The following is a 16,861-nucleotide window of genomic DNA, read 5'->3' as shown; positions in this document are numbered from 1 at the left end:
AATAGCCGTATTTTGACTACTCTAAATGTAACTTCAGCGCATTCAACATTTAGGAACTTATGATCCAGCTTCGTCAGCTCTATCTTTTACTGTTTTCCTTATATTGGGCGCAAGGGTTACCTGTCGGTTTTATGACGCATGCTTTACCAGTGATTTTAAGAGCGCAAGGTGTGTCTTTGGCACATATTGGTGGCTTTGGATTACTCATGCTGCCATGGTCGATCAAAGTTTTTTGGGCTCCGTGGATTGATCGGCATGGTTCAAGGTCCAAAGGGCACTATCGGAGTTGGATTATTCCAATGCAGTTGTTGTCCGTGGTGGTCTTGGTCTTCCTGTCTTTTTTGCCGATCCAAAGCTTGAATGAACCAATGTATTTGCTGCTGTTTTTTGTGGCTTTACTCAGTATGAATTTGGTCGGTGCAACTCAAGATGTCGCAACCGATGGCTTGGCTGTCAATATTTTAAAAACTGACCAACAGCACTGGGGCAATACCTTTCAGGTGATTGGTTCCAGACTCGGCTTTATTGTCGGTGGTGGTGCTGTGCTTTGGGCCTTGGATTGGTTGGATTGGCAAGCTACATTTCTGTTTTTAGCGGCATTGGTGTTCATCAATACCATTCCTATTTTTATGTATCGAGAACCTTTAAAGCCGCCACTCAACATAAAATCCTCTCAAGAGCATGATAACAACCATAAGCATACTTCAGGCTTGTTCTACGCCATTCGCCAGTATTTGAAGTATTTTACCCAAACTAAAACCCTCACACTGTGGCTGATGATCTTATTGAGTTTTAAGCTTGCAGATGGTCTAGCAGGACCCTTACTTAGGCCGCTGATGGTTGATTTGGGATTGAGTTTTAGTCAAATCGGTCTATATGTCACCATGCTAGGTGCAGTGGCTGCTTTAATTGGGGCGGGGCTTGCAGGTCTTAGCTTGAAGTATATTTTTCGGGCGCAGGCCTTGGTTTTCTATTCGGTATTGAAAATATTCAGTTTATTGGCCTATGCATGGCTGGCTTTGCAGTTCGAGGCAAAACGGCCCGTCCATGAATGGCTGATCTATGGGATCAATGCTGCCGAAGACATGATTTCAGCCATGCTGCTCGTGATCATGCTAACTTTGGTGATGCAATATAGTCGTAAAGCATTTGCAGCAACGGACTTTACATTTCAGGTTGCCATTATGGCTACGGTGAGTGGGGGGCTGTATAGCATCAGTGGCATAGTGGCCGATCAGTTGGGTTATAGCACTTATTTATTTTGGATCACAGGTTTGGCTGCATTGAGCTTAGTCCCGATTCTATTTTGGGGAAAAGCATCAAAAAATGACCAAAATCACTTCTAAATCATGATTTTGGTTGTTTTTTATCAGCTAAAGCACTAAAAGAGCAATGCAAATATTATTTTAATAATTTTGTAATATGTTTCGCGTGTGTAATATCTGTTACAAAATAATTTAAGGAAAATTTTTGATGAAAACTAAGTTAGCAGCGGCTATCGCATTGAGCCTTTTGGCTGGGTCAACCTTTGCAGCACCAACCTTCTACGGTGAAATTGATGCGTCTGTTGATTATTTACCTGAAGATAATAAAACGGGTGTTTCAGACAAAGATGTCGTTGAAATCAGTTCAAACAGTTCTTTCTTGGGTTTAAAGGGCGATGAAAAACTGACTGACCGTTTAAGCGCAGTTTATGCAATTGAATGGGCATTTAACTCAGACGGCGAAGGCGATGACTGGTCTAAGCGTAACCGCTTCGTTGGTTTGAAAGATGCGAAACTTGGTACATTGAAAGTCGGTGCACACGATACACCATTAAAACAATTGTCTAGTCCGGTTGATACATTCAACAACTACGTGGGTAACCGTGCTGATGTTACAGGCATCATGACGGGTGAAAACCGTGTAGATAACGTTGTTGTCTATGAATCACCAGCTTTTAAAATTGCTGAAGGTGCAATTAAAGTTAATGCATTGCTTGCAACAGGCGAATCTTCAGGAATCAAGAGCGACAAAGGTGTAGTAAAAACTGCAGGTCGTGGTCTTGGCGATGCTTGGTCGGCGTCTGTTGTCTATGATAGCCCCGTTGTTGTTGCAGGTTTAGCCTATGATAAAGCCATTCCATCGAACTTTGGTGGTGTAGGGATCTTAAATGCTCAAACTCCTGAAGTTACAGGTACCAAAGTTTTTGCTGCCGCAAATACCGTTCGTGCGATCGGTCGTGTAAATCTTGAGGGTGGTTTGGCACTGAAAGCTTTATATCAAACGTCTGAAGTAGAAAAAACACCATATTCAAGCAAAGAAGACACAAACACGAATGCAGAGAATGCAGCAAATATTGATGATGCTCAAGGTTGGTTAGTCGGCGCAGAATACAATCTACCTTCTGCAAAAGCTTGGACAGTCAAAGCACAATATAGTCAAAATACCACGACTTATAAAGCAGGTGAGGATTACGAAGCTCAGCAATTCATAGCAGGTGCGGATTATGCATTTAGCAAACAAGTGAAAGCTTATGGTTATGCAGGTTACTTAGCACTTGAAAAAGGTTCGAATGAAAGTGAACAACCTGTTCTAGGTACAGGTCTAGAATTTAAATTCTAAGACCTTGATTTAAGTTGTTCAAAAGGCGATGTTTTACATCGCCTTTTTTGATTTTTCTTGCTTGGTTTTGATCAGTTTTAAGTGATTTTTAAGTTTGAATTTTTAGATTAGGGCATCAAAGATCAATAATTGATGCCAATATGCTTCAGGTCATAGCTAAAATACAGCAAAAAATTCCAAGACTTAGTTTAAGTCAATTTAACCTCGTGCTTGCCTTATGGCTTGGGGTGGTTTTGAACCTCGCGTTTTATCAGCAAATCCAGCAGCTCACACCTTATACGGGTGTGAAGGCCGGACTATTTTTGGCGGCAACCGTACTGGTGGTGGTGGCACTTTATAATGTGCTGATGCAACTCCTGCAATGGCGATGGAATTCAAAACTTTTGGCGATTGTTTTGCTGATCATTGGTGGCTTGAGTGCTTATTTCGTCAATAGTTTAGGCGTGACCATTACATCTGACCAAGTGCAGAACATGATGCAAACAGATGTAAAGGAAGTGCAGGATTTAATCTCGCCACAATTTTTTATCTGGGTCTTTGGACTGGTTATTTTGCCAGTGCTATTGATCTGGCTTTTGCCACTGCATAAAGAAGCCCTAAGCACGGTCGTAGCCAAAAAGGGTCTACATATAGTGCTATCGCTCATCCTTTTGGGTGCTTTGCTGTTTGTTTATTTTGTCGATTATGCTGCGATCTTTCGTGAGCATCGTGACTTAAAAGGCATGCTCTCACCACAAAACACTATCGCTTCGACATTTTCCTATTATCACAAAAAAGCACCGAAACAGAATTTGCCATTGTTGATCTATGGTGAAGATGCACATATGGTTGAAAACGTAAGCGCCAAAAGCTTACCAAAATTGATGGTCTTGGTGGTTGGTGAAACTGCGCGCGCGGAAAGTTTTTCACTCAATGGCTATGCTAAAAATACCAATCCTGAACTCAGTCAGCAAAATATTATCAATTTTAGCCAAGTCAGTTCATGTGGCACCGCAACCGCTGTGTCTGTTCCTTGTATGTTCTCGGGCATGCCGAGAACCGAATATGACGAACAGCTTGCAAGTCATCGCGAAGGTTTACTCGATATTGCACAGCGTGCAGGCTATAAGGTGACGTGGCTAGATAATAATTCAGGCTGTAAGGGTACATGCACACGTGTTGAAAAATATGAATTTCCTGAAGCATTGAAGAAAAAGTGGTGTGATGTCGATGGCGAATGTCATGATGAAATCTTAGTGGATGGTTTGAAGGCATATTTGGCTTCGATTCCCAAAGCAGATCAAACTCCCCGTTTACTTGTGTTACACCAAATGGGCAGTCATGGCCCTGCCTATTTCAAACGAAGTACCACAGCGTTTCAAAAATTTAAGCCAACCTGTAATAGCAATGCCATACAGGGATGTAGCTCGACGGAATTAATAAATAGTTATGACAACAGTATTGTCTATACTGACCATGTGCTGAGTGAATTGATTAACACCTTAAAAGTGACTAACAACTATCAAACAGGACTGTGGTATTTGTCCGATCATGGTGAGTCGACAGGTGAACATGGCTTATATTTACACGGTTCTCCATACGCAATTGCACCGTCACAGCAAACCCATGTACCGATGTTGATGTGGTTTTCACCGGCGTGGCAAAAAAATAATTCAGCGCAATATACTTGTTTAATGGCACAAAAAAGCAAAAAATTAAGTCAGGATAATCTATTTCCATCGCTATTGAGTTTGCTCGATGTGCAGACTCAAGTGATTGATGAAAAAAACAATATGTTGCAACAATGTACTTCAGTACAGCGTAGGACTTAAGCCATGCACAAAATACTTATTATTGAAGATGATTTCATGATTGCCGAATCGACCAAAACTTTGTTGAACTATCAACAGTTTGAAGTCGAGTGGGTGAATAATGGCATCGATGGCTTAAAGCTCATAATGCAAGGGGGGATTGATATCGTCTTGCTAGATCTGGGTTTGCCGATGATGGATGGTATGCAAGTCTTGAAACAAATTCGTCAAATGCAGCCTAAATTGCCGGTCTTAATCATCTCGGCACGTGATCAATTACAAAATCGTGTAGATGGTTTAAACCATGGGGCAGATGACTATCTGATTAAGCCTTATGAGTTTGATGAATTACTTGCACGGATTCATGCGCTCCTTCGACGCACAGGGCTGAGTTCAGTCGAAGCACCACAGAAAATTTTAAAACATGGTGAATTGATTTTAGATATTGAGCAGCATCTTGCACGCTATAAGGGGCAATATGTTGATTTATCTAACCGTGAATGGGCCATATTGATACCACTAGTGACGCATCCGAATAAGATTTTTTCGAAAGCTAATTTAGAAGATAAGCTTTATGATTTTGATAGTGATATCAGCAGTAATACCATTGAAGTGTATGTGCATCATCTTAGAACAAAATTAGACAAAGATTTTATTCGCACCATTCGTGGTTTAGGTTATCGACTCGGTTAAGGCAAAGGAATTATCAACCATGCAACAGCCTTATTCTCTGAAAAAGAGACTAATTATTTATGTGTCTGTTTTCAGTATGCTTTTGGGCTGTCTTTTGGTGTTTTCAGCTTATCGAATTGCACTTGAAGAAATTAATGAAATTTTAGATGCGCAAATGCAAAATTTGGCGGAACGTGTTGCAGAGCATGATCCGCAGCCCATTCGCAGTGAATTTGATCAACATAAGCGTTATCACGAAGAAGATTTATTTGTCGATGTGTGGACCTATCAATCCAATGCGCATCAAACCCATCAATTAAAATTATTGGTCGCGCCTCAGCCCAAAGCCGGTTTTTATACCCACAATACCCAACAAGATGAGTGGCATACCTATATTTTGCCACTCGCAGATCGGCAAATTCAGGTCAGTCAGCAAGAATCGGTTCGACAGCATCTTGCAGCAGAATTGGCCAGTAGTATGTTTATTCCCTATTTGGTTTTTATACCTTTTGCATTAATCGCTTTGGGATGGTTGATTCAACGCAGCTTAAACCCACTGGAAAAATTTAAAAAAGAACTGGCAAAACGGGATGCCTTTGAACTTTCTCCAATCTCTCAAATGCCGTATCCAGAGGAAATTGCACCGACTATTATTGAAATGAACCAGTTGTTTGAACGAATTTCATTGTCACAGCAGGAACAGCGCCAGTTTATTGCTGACGCAGCGCATGAGTTACGGACCCCGATTACCGCACTGAATTTGCAAATGCAGATTTTGCTACAAAAATTTCCACAAGATGACGCTCTACAAAATTTGAGTAAAGGTTTAATTCGTATTCAGCATTTGGTGAGTCAATTATTGAGTTTGGCAAAACAAGATGCCTCGGTCTTTGAACTTGAGCGCAAACAACATTTTGATCTTAAGCAAGTTGCAACCAATTGCGTGGAGCAACTGGTGCATTTGGCCATGCAAAAAGATATTGACCTTGGCATGGAGCAACAACAAAGCATTGCCTTATATAGTCTTGAGCCAACGGTACATTCAATTATTTTTAATTTGATTGATAATGCCATTAAATATACCCCTGCACAGGGCATGATTAATGTCTCCGTCTTTGAACATGTGGGGCAGGCGGTTGTACAGGTTGAAGATAGTGGGCCTGGCATCGACCCAGCTTTATATGAGCAAATTCGAAAACGCTTTTATCGAATTTATAATCATGAAGAAATTGGAAGTGGTTTAGGCTTGGCGATCGTGGATAAGGCCGCTGCGCATATTGGTGCACGTTTAGATTTTGCGAAAAGTGAAACGCTGGGTGGGTTGAAAGTAACGATTCAGATTCCGCTAAGACTTTTAAACTCCTAATTATTTTAATTTACTCCTTGCGAATAAAGCCTATATCCATTCAAAGTGTTTATAGGCAGTTTTGATTTTTTCTGTGGGTAGATAACGACAGCCAAATGTATAAATGACTGTGTTAAAGGCCCAAATAAACCATGCTGTCCATAGATTATGACTGAGAAAATGTGCACCCCGCATCATTTGCGCCCAGCCAAAAGCAAAGCCTAAAATCAGCCCAGCAGATAAAAAGAAATAGGCACGGGCAGGTCGATGTATTCGATAAACAAAATATCCCGTAATTAAGGCAAAACCAGTCGCAGCATGGCCACCGGGGAAGCAGTGTCCTTGGCGTGCTGAAAAATCCCAAGAAAAGCCTTGGGCTGTGGCGACGGTCATATTCCAAGGGCAGGCATGTGCAGATTGTGATTTGAGTAAACCAATCATTGCCGTGCTGAGTAGAGCCACCACGATAAAATAGCCAAATTCAAACTTACGTGCTTTCAGATGCGGATATTTAAAACTGCATATCCACGCTGCGATATAGAGAACATACACCCCTATGACGATATTCTTGATATAGCGATGGTTCAGCACCGCAAGTGCCCAATCATTACGATGAGGAAAACCACCATGTAGGTCGATCCAAGGCTGAATAAAAGCTTGGTCGAGCGAACCACCGACGGGGAAAACATAAAGGAGGCCAACCAAACTGAGTGTGAGCAGAAGCGCTTGTCGTAATAAAAAGGAACGGTTCGAGAGCATAAGTCGTGTGATGTGCTGAAATTATTTTGTTTGAATGCTGCTATTTGAAACCACAAAACTTAAATCAGACTTAATCGGCTATTTGAACTGTATTGATATCGATAGTGAAGAAGGTGCATAAAGCAAAACGGGCATTGTGTTAAAGTTTTTGAAAACTCAGTAATAAAGATTTATGAGCATACGTGCAGTCCTTTTTGATTTAGATAATACTTTGACTCATCGAGATCACAGCGTTCAGGCCTATACGCAGTATTTAGCCGAGTCTTATCAGTCGACGCTGGTGGAGGTAGACCTTGTACAGATTAAACGTATTATTAATCGTATAGATAATGGGGGATATCCAAAAAAAGAACTCCTTACTCATCCGAGTATTGGGGCATCTGTCGCTTATGCCCTACAAACAGAGCTAAGTTGGATACATCAACCCGATTTTGATGAGCTCACACAATTTTGGTTTCAGCACTTTGGTCAGTTCGCCGTGGCGATGCCGGGAGCATTGACCTTGCTGCAGCAACTAAAACAGCAGCAGTATAAACTGGCGGTGGTGTCGAATGGTGGACATGCCACACGCCTGAATATTTTGAATGGACTAGGTTTTGCATCGTATTTTGATCAGATCATCAGCTCGGAAAGTGCAGGCATCAGTAAGCCCAAAGTTGAAATATTTCAGCATAGTTGTCATGAGTTGGGCGTGATGGAAACCGAGTGTTTATTTATTGGTGATCATCCTGTCAATGATATTTATGGTGCGAGCCAAGCAGGGATGTCTGCCGTATTGCTTGAAGGCTTTCATGCTTTAAGTGCTGAACAACAGCACAGCATTCCGAATAAAATTCAGCATTTGGATCAGGTCTTAGATTTTCTAAAATAAGGTGATTTAAACTCAAGCTTTAAGTGAAGTTCAGGGTTAAAAAAAGCGGCTTAAAAGCCGCTTTAGATTGTGTTGTTTAGAACATGTTTTCTTCAGAGTTTGCCGAAATACGGTGAATACTTAAGTCTGCACCACGGAATTCTTCTTCTTGATCTAGGCGAATGCCCATCGTTACTTTGAGTAGACCATAAATGATGAATCCACCAGCCAATGCAATCACGATCGCGAGCAGCGTACCGATACATTGAGAGATCATTGAAATACCGCCTAAACCGCCCAACCATTTTTGTCCAAATACACCCACTGCAATACCACCGAAAGCACCACAAACACCGTGTAGTGGCCATACGCCAAGTACATCATCGACTTTGAGTTTGTTTTGAGTGTATGTAAATAGTTTGACAAAGATCAGACCTGCGACAGCGCCGATAATTAACGCACCGACAGGATGAACTACATCTGAGCCTGCACAGATTGCAACCAAACCTGCTAAGGGACCGTTATGTAAGAAACCGGGGTCATTTTTACCCATAAAGTTTGCTGCAAGCGTGCCGCCCACCATTGCCATCAGAGAGTTAATTGCAACCAGTCCTGAAATGGCATCTAAACGTTGCGCACTCATCACGTTAAAGCCAAACCAGCCGACGATTAAAATCCAAGAACCTAAGGCAAGGAATGGAATACTTGAAGGGGGGTGAGCGCTGATACGACCGTCTTTTTTATAGCGTCCATGACGTGCGCCAAGTAAAAGTACTGCAGCTAAAGCGATCCAACCGCCCATCGCATGTACCACGACCGAACCTGCAAAATCATGAAATGCTGCGCCAAATGTGCGTTCTAACCATGCTTGTAGCCCAAAATTACCATTCCATGCCATGCCTTCAAAGAATGGATAGACCAAAGCGACCAATAATAATGTGGCAATCGCTTGAGTCCGCATTTTTGCACGTTCAGCAATACCACCTGAAATAATCGCTGGAATGGCTGCGGCAAAAGTCAGCAGGAAGAAACAACGCATTAAGTTGTAGCCATGATCGGCTGCTAAAGTGTCCCCAATATGAAAAAAGTGCTGACCATAAGAGATGTAATAACCCACAAAAAAGTATGCAATTGCGGAAATAGAAAAGTCAGTCAAAATTTTACTCAGCGCATTGACCTGATTTTTATGTCGTACTGTACCCAATTCTAAAAATGCAAAGCCAGCATGCATGGCAAGAACCAAGACTGCACCAAGAAGGAGAAAGAGGAGATCTATATTTTGCATAAGGTGTTCCAGTTTAGTGCGCTAGTTCACGAAAAGAACTTCAGTATATCGAGCGAAAAAAAATGGAAAAGAGATTGGCGCTAGGGAAATTTTGATTAAAAAAACTAAAAAATGTAGAAGACTCGATATAAAGCAAAGACTTGCTTGAGTATGATAATAATGCACTAAAATGGTGCAATGATGATTTGCAATGACAAAATTAAATGAATGATTATTAAGTGAAAAACTATGTTTTTAGAATCTGTTTAAAAAATGAAAAACAAATAGCACCATTTCTGAGTTAATTCAGGGCAATTCATTATTTTGTATTTTTATCTGATTGATAGATGTTAGCGCGATAATGGAACTGAAAATTTACGAATGATACATTTTTGGGAGTCTGTCTGAGCATCTTGTGGTCTTCAAAAGATGAAAGCTGGATGTCTTGCCTGAACTGAAATGATGCACAGATATTAACCAATGAAATCTCTGCTGCTGCACTTTTAGATGGCGAATAAAACATTCAAGGGTGGGGCTGTGGTGATAGTCGTTGGATCTGACTGTATTTGATGAAGTGTTAAATTTAAGCGGTACAGAATTTTAAAATTTAAGCCTTGAATGATTAAGCTAAACGCTGTGTATTAATCGCTTCAGCCCAGTCACAACATCCGCAGCGCGGGCAGGCATCCTGTGCACCGTGAATGTACATGGTTTTGCCACAATGCGTACAGGCGTACAAATGATGCATTTTGATATCGCGAACCGCTTTATAGGGTTTCGGAAATAGTGGCAGTCCATAACGTACCTGCTCTGGTGGATAAAATAAAATACTAAATTTGCCATCACTTTCTAATAAGCCAACTCGAACTTGTCCTAGATGTTCAACATTTTGCTGACGCATTTCAGAGAAGAATTCATCATGTGACATTTTACCTTGCTTAATCTTTTCTAAGACCAATTCACCATCTTCCACAATGTAGAGGGCTTTGCCTTCAATTAAATCTTCAAAAGGTTGGTATTTCATCATGAGCCAAGTGATAACTCGGTATAAACCAATCACCACCGTCATTACAATGAGCGCTTGTAAGAGGGGGAGTTCCTCATCAAACATTGGGTCGCCTGCAATAGAACCCAAAGCAAGGAGTATCGCAACTTCAAAGATGGATAACTGTCGCACCCCGCGTTTGCCCGTTAGGCGTAAGAATACGATGATTAAAACGAACATAATGACGCTACGCAAAATCACTTCGGCAGCAAAAGTCCATGTAGTGTCATGGATGAATATTTGATTTAAATCCATGTCTCAACCTTTTTTATCGTTATATGTTTTAACTTAGCAAAGCGCTAGGCGATAAAGCAGCTCAATTGTGTTAATTTTTAAGCATTATTTGAAAATGGATTTCATGCTAACGGTATTGTATGCATGAGATATTTGATGAAAAAAAGTGCTTTAAAATAGCCATAAAAAAAGCACCGACGAATCGATGCTTTTGATGTGGTCTGGCAATTTTTAAAGATGTTCAGTTATTTAATATGTTCTGCAATATCCGTAAAGATTACACCTAAACCATGTGCGCCAGCATCAGGGTAACCCAGACTGCGGTCGCCCACAGTTCCTGCACGTCCCATACGCGCTACGATCTCTTTGGTATTTTCAGCGCCTTGAACCGCCGCTTTTGCACCAAGTACAAAGTTTTCTTTAAAGGATTTGTCGCCATGGGCAGACCAAGAATCTGCGCATGGTACAAGTGCATCAATCAGGGTTTTATCACCCACCACTGCGCCGCGTTCAAATGAACGCTCACCTGTAGTTTGAATGCCTTTGACCGCTGCTTGCAGCATCTCTGAGAAATCAGCGACAGTTAAAACTGATTTGCCTTGAATTGATTTCGCTGCCGCACGGAATGCTGAACCCCAGATTGGGCCAGACGCGCCACCACAATGTTCCATAATGATCATTGAGCAGTTCAGCATGAATTCATCCATCTGCTGCGCTTGAATCAGACTTTGCCATTCACGTTTTAATTGCTTAAAGCCTTTCGCCACGCTCATACCGAAGTCGCCGTCACCAGCATGCGCGTCCAGCTCACAGAATGGCACTTCATTTCTAATGATACAGGCAGACATCACATCCACCACATAACGCATGTTTTCGATGGTGAATTGCTCATTGCTAATCACCGCATGTTCAGGCTGTGTTTCAACTTGGGTGTTTACTACAGCTTCGGCTGAAGCATCTTTGGATACAAAAGTTAAAGGCTGTGCTGCTGAACCATCCATTTTAAATGCAGGGGTATTGGCTGCTGCATCGAGGTAGGTTTTCAATTCATCATCGACAGCAAGCAAGGACACAGATGCACCATTCATGTCGATACTGGTCATATAGTTGCCGACAAATGTGCAGTAAATTTTAATGCCTTTACGTGCAAGGTGTTCGCATACATCATGGTTAAAGACATACAACTCTTGCAGCGGTGTGCTACCAAAGCCATTGACCAAGACTGCAACTTCTTTCATGTCTGGGCGGTCAAGGAACAGGTCATCCACGATGCGCTGTGCCATTTTTTTGGATGGCAAGATTTTTTCACGACGGATACCGGGTTCACCGTGAATGCCGACGCCATATTCCATTTCGTCATCAGCCAAAGTAAACGTTGGCGTGCCTTTGGCTGGAACAGTACATGAGCTATAAGCAAAACCAAGGCTAATGACGTTGTCCGCAGCTTTTTGAGCAATCGCTTTTACGTCTGCAAGTTCTAAGCCTTTTGATGCTGCTGCGCCTGCAATCTTATGTACAAATACTGTGCCTGCAACACCACGACGACCGACTGTATATAGGCTGTCTTTAACCGCAATGTCATCTGCCACTTTTACATAGTCAACTTTAATGCCGTCTTCAGTCGCAAGGGCTGCCCCATTCTGGAAATTCATCATATCGCCAGAATAGTTTTTGATGATCATCAGCACGCCTTTATCAGTCGCGACTTGCTGTAAGGCTTTATAGACCTGAATTTGCGATGGAGATGCAAATACGTCACCACATACGGCAGCATCGAGCATACCTGTGCCGACAAAACCTGCATGGGCAGGTTCGTGACCGCTACCACCGCCACTGATCAATGCCACGTTGTTGTGTTTTTCTTTACGTGAAATGATTTTGTGTGACTCGTTAAATGCGAGTTCAGGATGTGCCAGGACAAAGCCTTTGCACATTTCAACAACGATGTTTTCTGCACCGTTCATGAGTTTTTTCATGGATGTACCAATCTGTATTTATAGGGGAGAATGTAAAAAGTTTATTATTATCGAAAAACATAATGTTTGCTGACATAAAAGTGTAAAAAAGCAATTTTTTGATTAAAGGTTGAGTTTTTATATTGAATAACATTCTAAAAAATAAAGACTTACGATATCAGATAAGGAAAATCTCAAAATTACAAAGTGCTTAAATAATTTGTTTAAAAGTGGTCTAAAGTTTTGCAGATCAGCATTGGTAATGGTGCTATAAAGAAAAGGAATCCTTAAATCTGAATAAAAGGATATCAGTTGTGAAAACCATTTAATTTTTTGATTTATAAATATATATGGGCAAAATGCTAAGAATAAAAAATAAAATAAGTGAAAATTTTAAGTCTTTGAAATTTCATTTATTTGAGACAGACAATGTATTCATTTACTGGCCAGACTTTAATAAGGGCATACTTTTACTTGTATTTGCGCTGCTGATCTTGCTTGGGCATTTGGGTTGGTATGTGGTGAATTACGAGTCTGCAAAGCAAATTTGGTTTAGTCAGAGCTATCATGATGAGCGTATTTTTACCACATGGTGTCAGATATTTTTAACCGCCTTTGTACTTTTGCTTGCTTTAGCATTTAAGGGAAATGCGAAGTTTCGTTATTTTATGGGCTGGTTTATTCCGCTATTTTTTGGGCTACTGCTGCTGTATTCAGCCAAAAGTGTGGGTCTTTATAGCCCTGCATCTATGGTCGGAATATTGAATATTTTGCTGATTGGTTTTGTAATTTATAAACCCAAAGTCATTTATAGCATTATGGTGATTGTGACTTTGGTTTTTGGGGCGATGTGTTATTTCACCGCCATTGGTACATTGGCTTATGCACCTTTATTTAGTGATCAGCTAAATCAAAGTGATTTGTACAGCAATAGTTTTTGGCTTAAAAGTATGTTCATCCTTTACTCACCGATATTAATTACTTCGGCATTATTTTTTGAAATATTGCTGCGCCAGTGGCGTAATCGAGATCAGAAAATTGAAATTTTGAGCCGAATTGATGGTTTAACGGGGGTATACAACCGTCGTTATTTATCTGAATTTGTGAATAAAAGACATCAAAAGAATTTCCAAAAATATTCGATGATTCTTTTGGATTTAGATCATTTTAAAAAAATTAATGATAGTTATGGGCATGAAGCGGGTGACTTAGTATTGCGCCTAGTAGCTCATGTGCTCAGACATGCGGTTCGAGAGCAAGATAAGGTTGGTCGTTTTGGTGGAGAAGAGTTTTCTCTAGTTCTAGCCGATCAGGACTTGTCAAAGGCTTTAGAAATTGCGGAACGCTGTCGTCAGGCTATTGAAGCATTGGAGATCACACTGCCAGATCAAAGTGTTTTGAAAGTGACGGCGAGTTTTGGTATTGCGACTGCGCATGAAGGTATGAGTATGGATGAAGTGACGCGTTTGGCGGATCAGGCGCTATATAAATCGAAAGAAAATGGGCGGAATCAGGTGCAGTTTTCTGTATTAGCATGATTGATTTATCTTGCTAGCCCATCCGCTTCATTTTAATGCAGTGCTTTAAAACTTGCTCAGGAGAGGGAACTCCATTATTAAATTTATGTGGATATCTAATTCGTACTGAAAGCTCCCTCTCCCATTGGGAGAGGGGTTGAACTATGGTGATTGAATAATTGAGTAAGATTGAAATTAGCTCTATTTTGAGGAATTTTAACGAAAATGAATTCTTATTCTGGGGGCATTACAATTTCGATAATTCGAGAGTTCTTTGTTAAATTTACCTCAATAGGAAATGTTACTTGAATGTCTACTTTAGTTGGGTCGTTAGGATTGAGGTTAACAAATACATTAGAAATTGATTCAGGTGTAACTTTTTCTAAAGTGATATTTTTTATTGTATGGCTCCCCATAATATAAGCAGTACATTCTTTGGGTAGATTGTAAATATATTTAAAAATAGTTTTTCCAACTTTATAATGTTGATAATTTTCTTTATCTTCAATGTGGTATGGGAAATTCCTTGTCTTATAAGCATTGTGTCGCATAAAATTCAATAGTTTAGGGTTTCTAAAAAAAACTACAGGTGATGCAAAAGCATAGCTCCGCAATAAAATTTTTAATAGCAATTTTGCAGGGTCATTCTCATAATAATATTCTGTAAGTTTGTCTTGTTTTAAAGCTTGATAAATTGATGAATCAATTAGTGAGCTGTAATAGCTAGGTTTGAAATAATTATCAAGGTCTATATCATATTCAGTAGTTAAATACTTAGATGGTAGTGAGTTTGAAATTTTAAACGTTTTAACTTCATTTTTATAATTAATAATTTTATTTGAAATTAATATGGAAAATGAGGATTCATTTAAACAGCTTTCTAAATCTTTTAAGTAAAAAGTATTATCTGAAATTTGATTTTTTACTTTATCATCGTCTAGTTTGATAGAATTAAATTTAGCGGAATTAGTCTCTTTAGCTATCTCAATAATTTTTTCAATATAAGTAAGCACTTTGATTTTGGATAATGCTAATTTTTTTTCGTCCCAATGTAATGACTGATAATCGTTAAAACACTGTATTTGTATTTTGATTTTTTTAACAATATCAATTGAATTTTCAATTTTTGATATTGATAAAGCACTCAAAGCTTTCTTCCATTCATAGGTATTAGGTTGGGTTTTAGAATTGTCTAGGAGTAGTAATTGAATAGTTGAATAACTAATTCGACTTTCTAAGTCTGGAATCCATCCCCCATACATTAGTCCAGTTATTTCAATTACACGATCTGAGTTTTCTAAAATATCATTAAAAAAATGTTTATATATTGTGTTTGTTAGTAATCTGAGATAACAATATAAAAGATCATCTAAATGATTGAAAGAGTATGAGTGTGATTTTAGATCTGTTGTTTTTATAAGAGTTGCCCCTTTTATAAGGACTTTATAGTATTTAGATAATGTAGGAATATCGAAATCTTGCTTTCTAATTAAATGAAAAGCAATCAATTTAATTTCACTAACAAAGTTAGCCAAATTTTGTTTATTTTCCTCATCATATATTGTTTGCAAAAGATTGCTTGGGTCAAGATAATTAGGCATATCTTTAGCTTCACTTTCCCAACGGCTTAAGCAGTCACAAAAGTAATCGAGCCCTCTAAGGTTCTTTTCTTTAGTAAAAAAATCAATAACTTGGAGGGTGAATATTAAGTGATTTTTAAAAATTAAAAATAGTGTACCTGACTCTAGTTTTTGATACGGTGTAATCCATTTATACCAAGACGAAACATAATCATTAATTATTTGTGGGTTTTGATCAGTTTTTTGATTAGATATCAAATAGCATTGGTGATAATGTGCTTTTAATAAATCAAAAATAGTTTTCTCTTCTAAATGGTTAAAATTTTTATAAAATATATAAAAATATATAGATTTTATGTTTTGATAATAATGTCTTTCTGTGTGCTCTATAGCATTTTTAATATTAGTTTCAATAAGTGAAGTGATTTTTGAAAATTTAGTGCTGAATAAATCGTGATCTATAGATTGATGCAAGTCAGAGGAAATACTGTTTTTTACATTTTTTGTGGAAGTGATGATAATGATATTTATGAATTCCATGAAAAAATTTAAATTTTTTTCAAAGGCATTAAGATCATTATTTTTAATATCTTCGTTAAGTCTATTTGATAGGATACTTAATATATTAATTGATTCATCATGGGTATTGCTATTCATGTAATGCTTAAGCAAAATTTTATTGGTGCCTTTAGTTGTTGTAAAAGAAATCGTTTTTTCAAGAAAAAACAGAGTTACAATCAGTGCGTCAATGAATGTGATAGCCAAAGTTACATTTAAGGCTCTTCTAATTTGTTCTGATAATGAGGAGTCATATAAGAAAAAAAAGCTTATTACATAGAATAGCAACGTAATAAATGAGCCACGGTATAAGGTTTTTGCATTTGTATTGGCAATATAGATTTTAAATATAGAATCAAAGTCATTCTTTTTACTATATAAAATTCCGATCAAAGTTAAAATAATTGGAAAAATTAAAGCAATGATCGTGACTTGTGCTGCAAAAATATAAAGTGTTTCGTTTTCTAGTTTTGGTAAAGGAATAAAATTAGAAAATATAACGAGAAAGATAGTAAGACTAATAATAATCCCTATTCTTTTGAACGGAAAATACTTGGAATTCGTCTCTATTTCAAAATACATTCTGTAAATAAAAGAGTAGGTATGTTCTTGGGTTAAATTTTTTTGTAGTTCTTCTAATTTCATAATATACCTAAAGAAGAGGTGGTGTCTTACACCACCTCACATG

12 protein-coding genes are annotated in these 16,861 nt (G+C 38.8%); 7 read left to right on the top strand and 5 right to left on the bottom strand.

The genetic code is table 11. The features are described from left to right. Positions 1–59: 59 nt before the first annotated feature. The 5 genes from FTU22_RS00380 to FTU22_RS00360 all read left to right on the top strand — a co-directional run bounded on the left by FTU22_RS00380 (position 60) and on the right by FTU22_RS00360 (position 6,432). Positions 60–1,346 (top strand): MFS transporter, encoded by a 1,287-nt coding sequence (locus FTU22_RS00380; protein ID WP_180092252.1) that lies wholly within the window; start codon positions 60–62, stop codon positions 1,344–1,346. Between the two features lie 127 nt (positions 1,347–1,473). Then, on the top strand, positions 1,474–2,604 hold the full coding sequence (locus FTU22_RS00375) for a porin (protein ID WP_180092249.1): 1,131 nt from the start codon (positions 1,474–1,476) through the stop codon (positions 2,602–2,604). Between the two features lie 140 nt (positions 2,605–2,744). Next, positions 2,745–4,415, top strand: a complete 1,671-nt coding sequence (locus tag FTU22_RS00370; RefSeq protein ID WP_180092246.1) for a phosphoethanolamine transferase — start codon at positions 2,745–2,747, stop codon at positions 4,413–4,415. Positions 4,416–4,418: 3 nt separating this feature from the next. Further along, on the top strand, positions 4,419–5,087 hold the full coding sequence (locus FTU22_RS00365) for a response regulator transcription factor (protein ID WP_078189962.1): 669 nt from the start codon (positions 4,419–4,421) through the stop codon (positions 5,085–5,087). 19 nt (positions 5,088–5,106) lie between these two features. Then, positions 5,107–6,432, top strand: a complete 1,326-nt coding sequence (locus tag FTU22_RS00360) for an ATP-binding protein (RefSeq protein ID WP_180092243.1) — start codon at positions 5,107–5,109, stop codon at positions 6,430–6,432. A gap of 30 nt (positions 6,433–6,462) precedes the next feature. Here the strand turns inward: FTU22_RS00360 and FTU22_RS00355 are convergent, their stop codons facing one another. After that, positions 6,463–7,170, bottom strand: a complete 708-nt coding sequence (locus FTU22_RS00355) for a phosphatase PAP2 family protein (RefSeq protein WP_180092240.1) — start codon at positions 7,168–7,170, stop codon at positions 6,463–6,465. Positions 7,171–7,342: 172 nt separating this feature from the next. On the opposite strand from FTU22_RS00355, the gene FTU22_RS00350 reads away from it, so the two are divergent. After that, the gene (locus tag FTU22_RS00350) at positions 7,343–8,041 is read left to right on the top strand and encodes an HAD family hydrolase (protein ID WP_180092237.1); all 699 of its coding nucleotides are present in this window, start codon (positions 7,343–7,345) and stop codon (positions 8,039–8,041) included. A gap of 76 nt (positions 8,042–8,117) precedes the next feature. On the opposite strand, the gene FTU22_RS00345 is transcribed toward FTU22_RS00350, so the two are convergent. The 3 genes from FTU22_RS00345 to dhaK all read right to left on the bottom strand — a co-directional run bounded on the left by FTU22_RS00345 (position 8,118) and on the right by dhaK (position 12,539). Continuing rightward, the gene (locus tag FTU22_RS00345) at positions 8,118–9,305 is read right to left on the bottom strand and encodes an ammonium transporter (RefSeq protein WP_180092233.1); all 1,188 of its coding nucleotides are present in this window, start codon (positions 9,303–9,305) and stop codon (positions 8,118–8,120) included. Positions 9,306–9,906: 601 nt separating this feature from the next. Continuing rightward, a complete protein-coding gene (locus tag FTU22_RS00340) occupies positions 9,907–10,584 on the bottom strand; it encodes a DUF421 domain-containing protein (RefSeq protein WP_180092230.1) in 678 nt (225 codons plus the stop codon). A gap of 224 nt (positions 10,585–10,808) precedes the next feature. After that, a complete protein-coding gene (dhaK, locus tag FTU22_RS00335; RefSeq protein ID WP_180092227.1) occupies positions 10,809–12,539 on the bottom strand; it encodes a dihydroxyacetone kinase subunit DhaK in 1,731 nt (576 codons plus the stop codon). Positions 12,540–12,919: 380 nt separating this feature from the next. Here dhaK and FTU22_RS00330 point away from each other — a divergent pair, with 380 nt between their 5' ends. After that, positions 12,920–14,056 (top strand): GGDEF domain-containing protein, encoded by a 1,137-nt coding sequence (locus FTU22_RS00330; protein WP_180092224.1) that lies wholly within the window; start codon positions 12,920–12,922, stop codon positions 14,054–14,056. 212 nt (positions 14,057–14,268) lie between these two features. Here FTU22_RS00330 and FTU22_RS00325 read toward each other — a convergent pair whose 3' ends face one another. Next, positions 14,269–16,818 carry a hypothetical protein gene (locus FTU22_RS00325; RefSeq protein WP_180092221.1) on the bottom strand — a complete coding sequence of 850 codons (2,550 nt, stop codon included), beginning with the start codon at positions 16,816–16,818 and terminating at the stop codon, positions 14,269–14,271. Positions 16,819–16,861 lie beyond the last annotated feature (43 nt).

The organism is Acinetobacter sp. YH12076, assembly GCF_013419525.1.
In the GTDB taxonomy this organism is placed as follows: Bacteria; Pseudomonadota; Gammaproteobacteria; order Pseudomonadales; family Moraxellaceae; genus Acinetobacter; species Acinetobacter amyesii.
Note: the sequence above shows the minus strand (reverse complement) of the source record. Positions and strands in the feature narration are given on the sequence as shown.

Bases quoted from the DNA above. Each gene is read 5' to 3' on its own strand.
- FTU22_RS00355 (WP_180092240.1), bottom strand. From the start codon at position 7,170: ATGCTCTCGAACCGTTCCTTTTTATTACGACAAGCGCTTCTGCTCACA.
- FTU22_RS00370 (WP_180092246.1), top strand. From the start codon at position 2,745: ATGCTTCAGGTCATAGCTAAAATACAGCAAAAAATTCCAAGACTTAGT.
- FTU22_RS00325 (WP_180092221.1), bottom strand. From the start codon at position 16,818: ATGAAATTAGAAGAACTACAAAAAAATTTAACCCAAGAACATACCTAC.
- FTU22_RS00340 (WP_180092230.1), bottom strand. From the start codon at position 10,584: ATGGATTTAAATCAAATATTCATCCATGACACTACATGGACTTTTGCT.
- dhaK (WP_180092227.1), bottom strand. From the start codon at position 12,539: ATGAAAAAACTCATGAACGGTGCAGAAAACATCGTTGTTGAAATGTGC.
- FTU22_RS00375 (WP_180092249.1), top strand. From the start codon at position 1,474: ATGAAAACTAAGTTAGCAGCGGCTATCGCATTGAGCCTTTTGGCTGGG.
- FTU22_RS00365 (WP_078189962.1), top strand. From the start codon at position 4,419: ATGCACAAAATACTTATTATTGAAGATGATTTCATGATTGCCGAATCG.
- FTU22_RS00380 (WP_180092252.1), top strand. From the start codon at position 60: ATGATCCAGCTTCGTCAGCTCTATCTTTTACTGTTTTCCTTATATTGG.
- FTU22_RS00360 (WP_180092243.1), top strand. From the start codon at position 5,107: ATGCAACAGCCTTATTCTCTGAAAAAGAGACTAATTATTTATGTGTCT.
- FTU22_RS00350 (WP_180092237.1), top strand. From the start codon at position 7,343: ATGAGCATACGTGCAGTCCTTTTTGATTTAGATAATACTTTGACTCAT.
- FTU22_RS00345 (WP_180092233.1), bottom strand. From the start codon at position 9,305: ATGCAAAATATAGATCTCCTCTTTCTCCTTCTTGGTGCAGTCTTGGTT.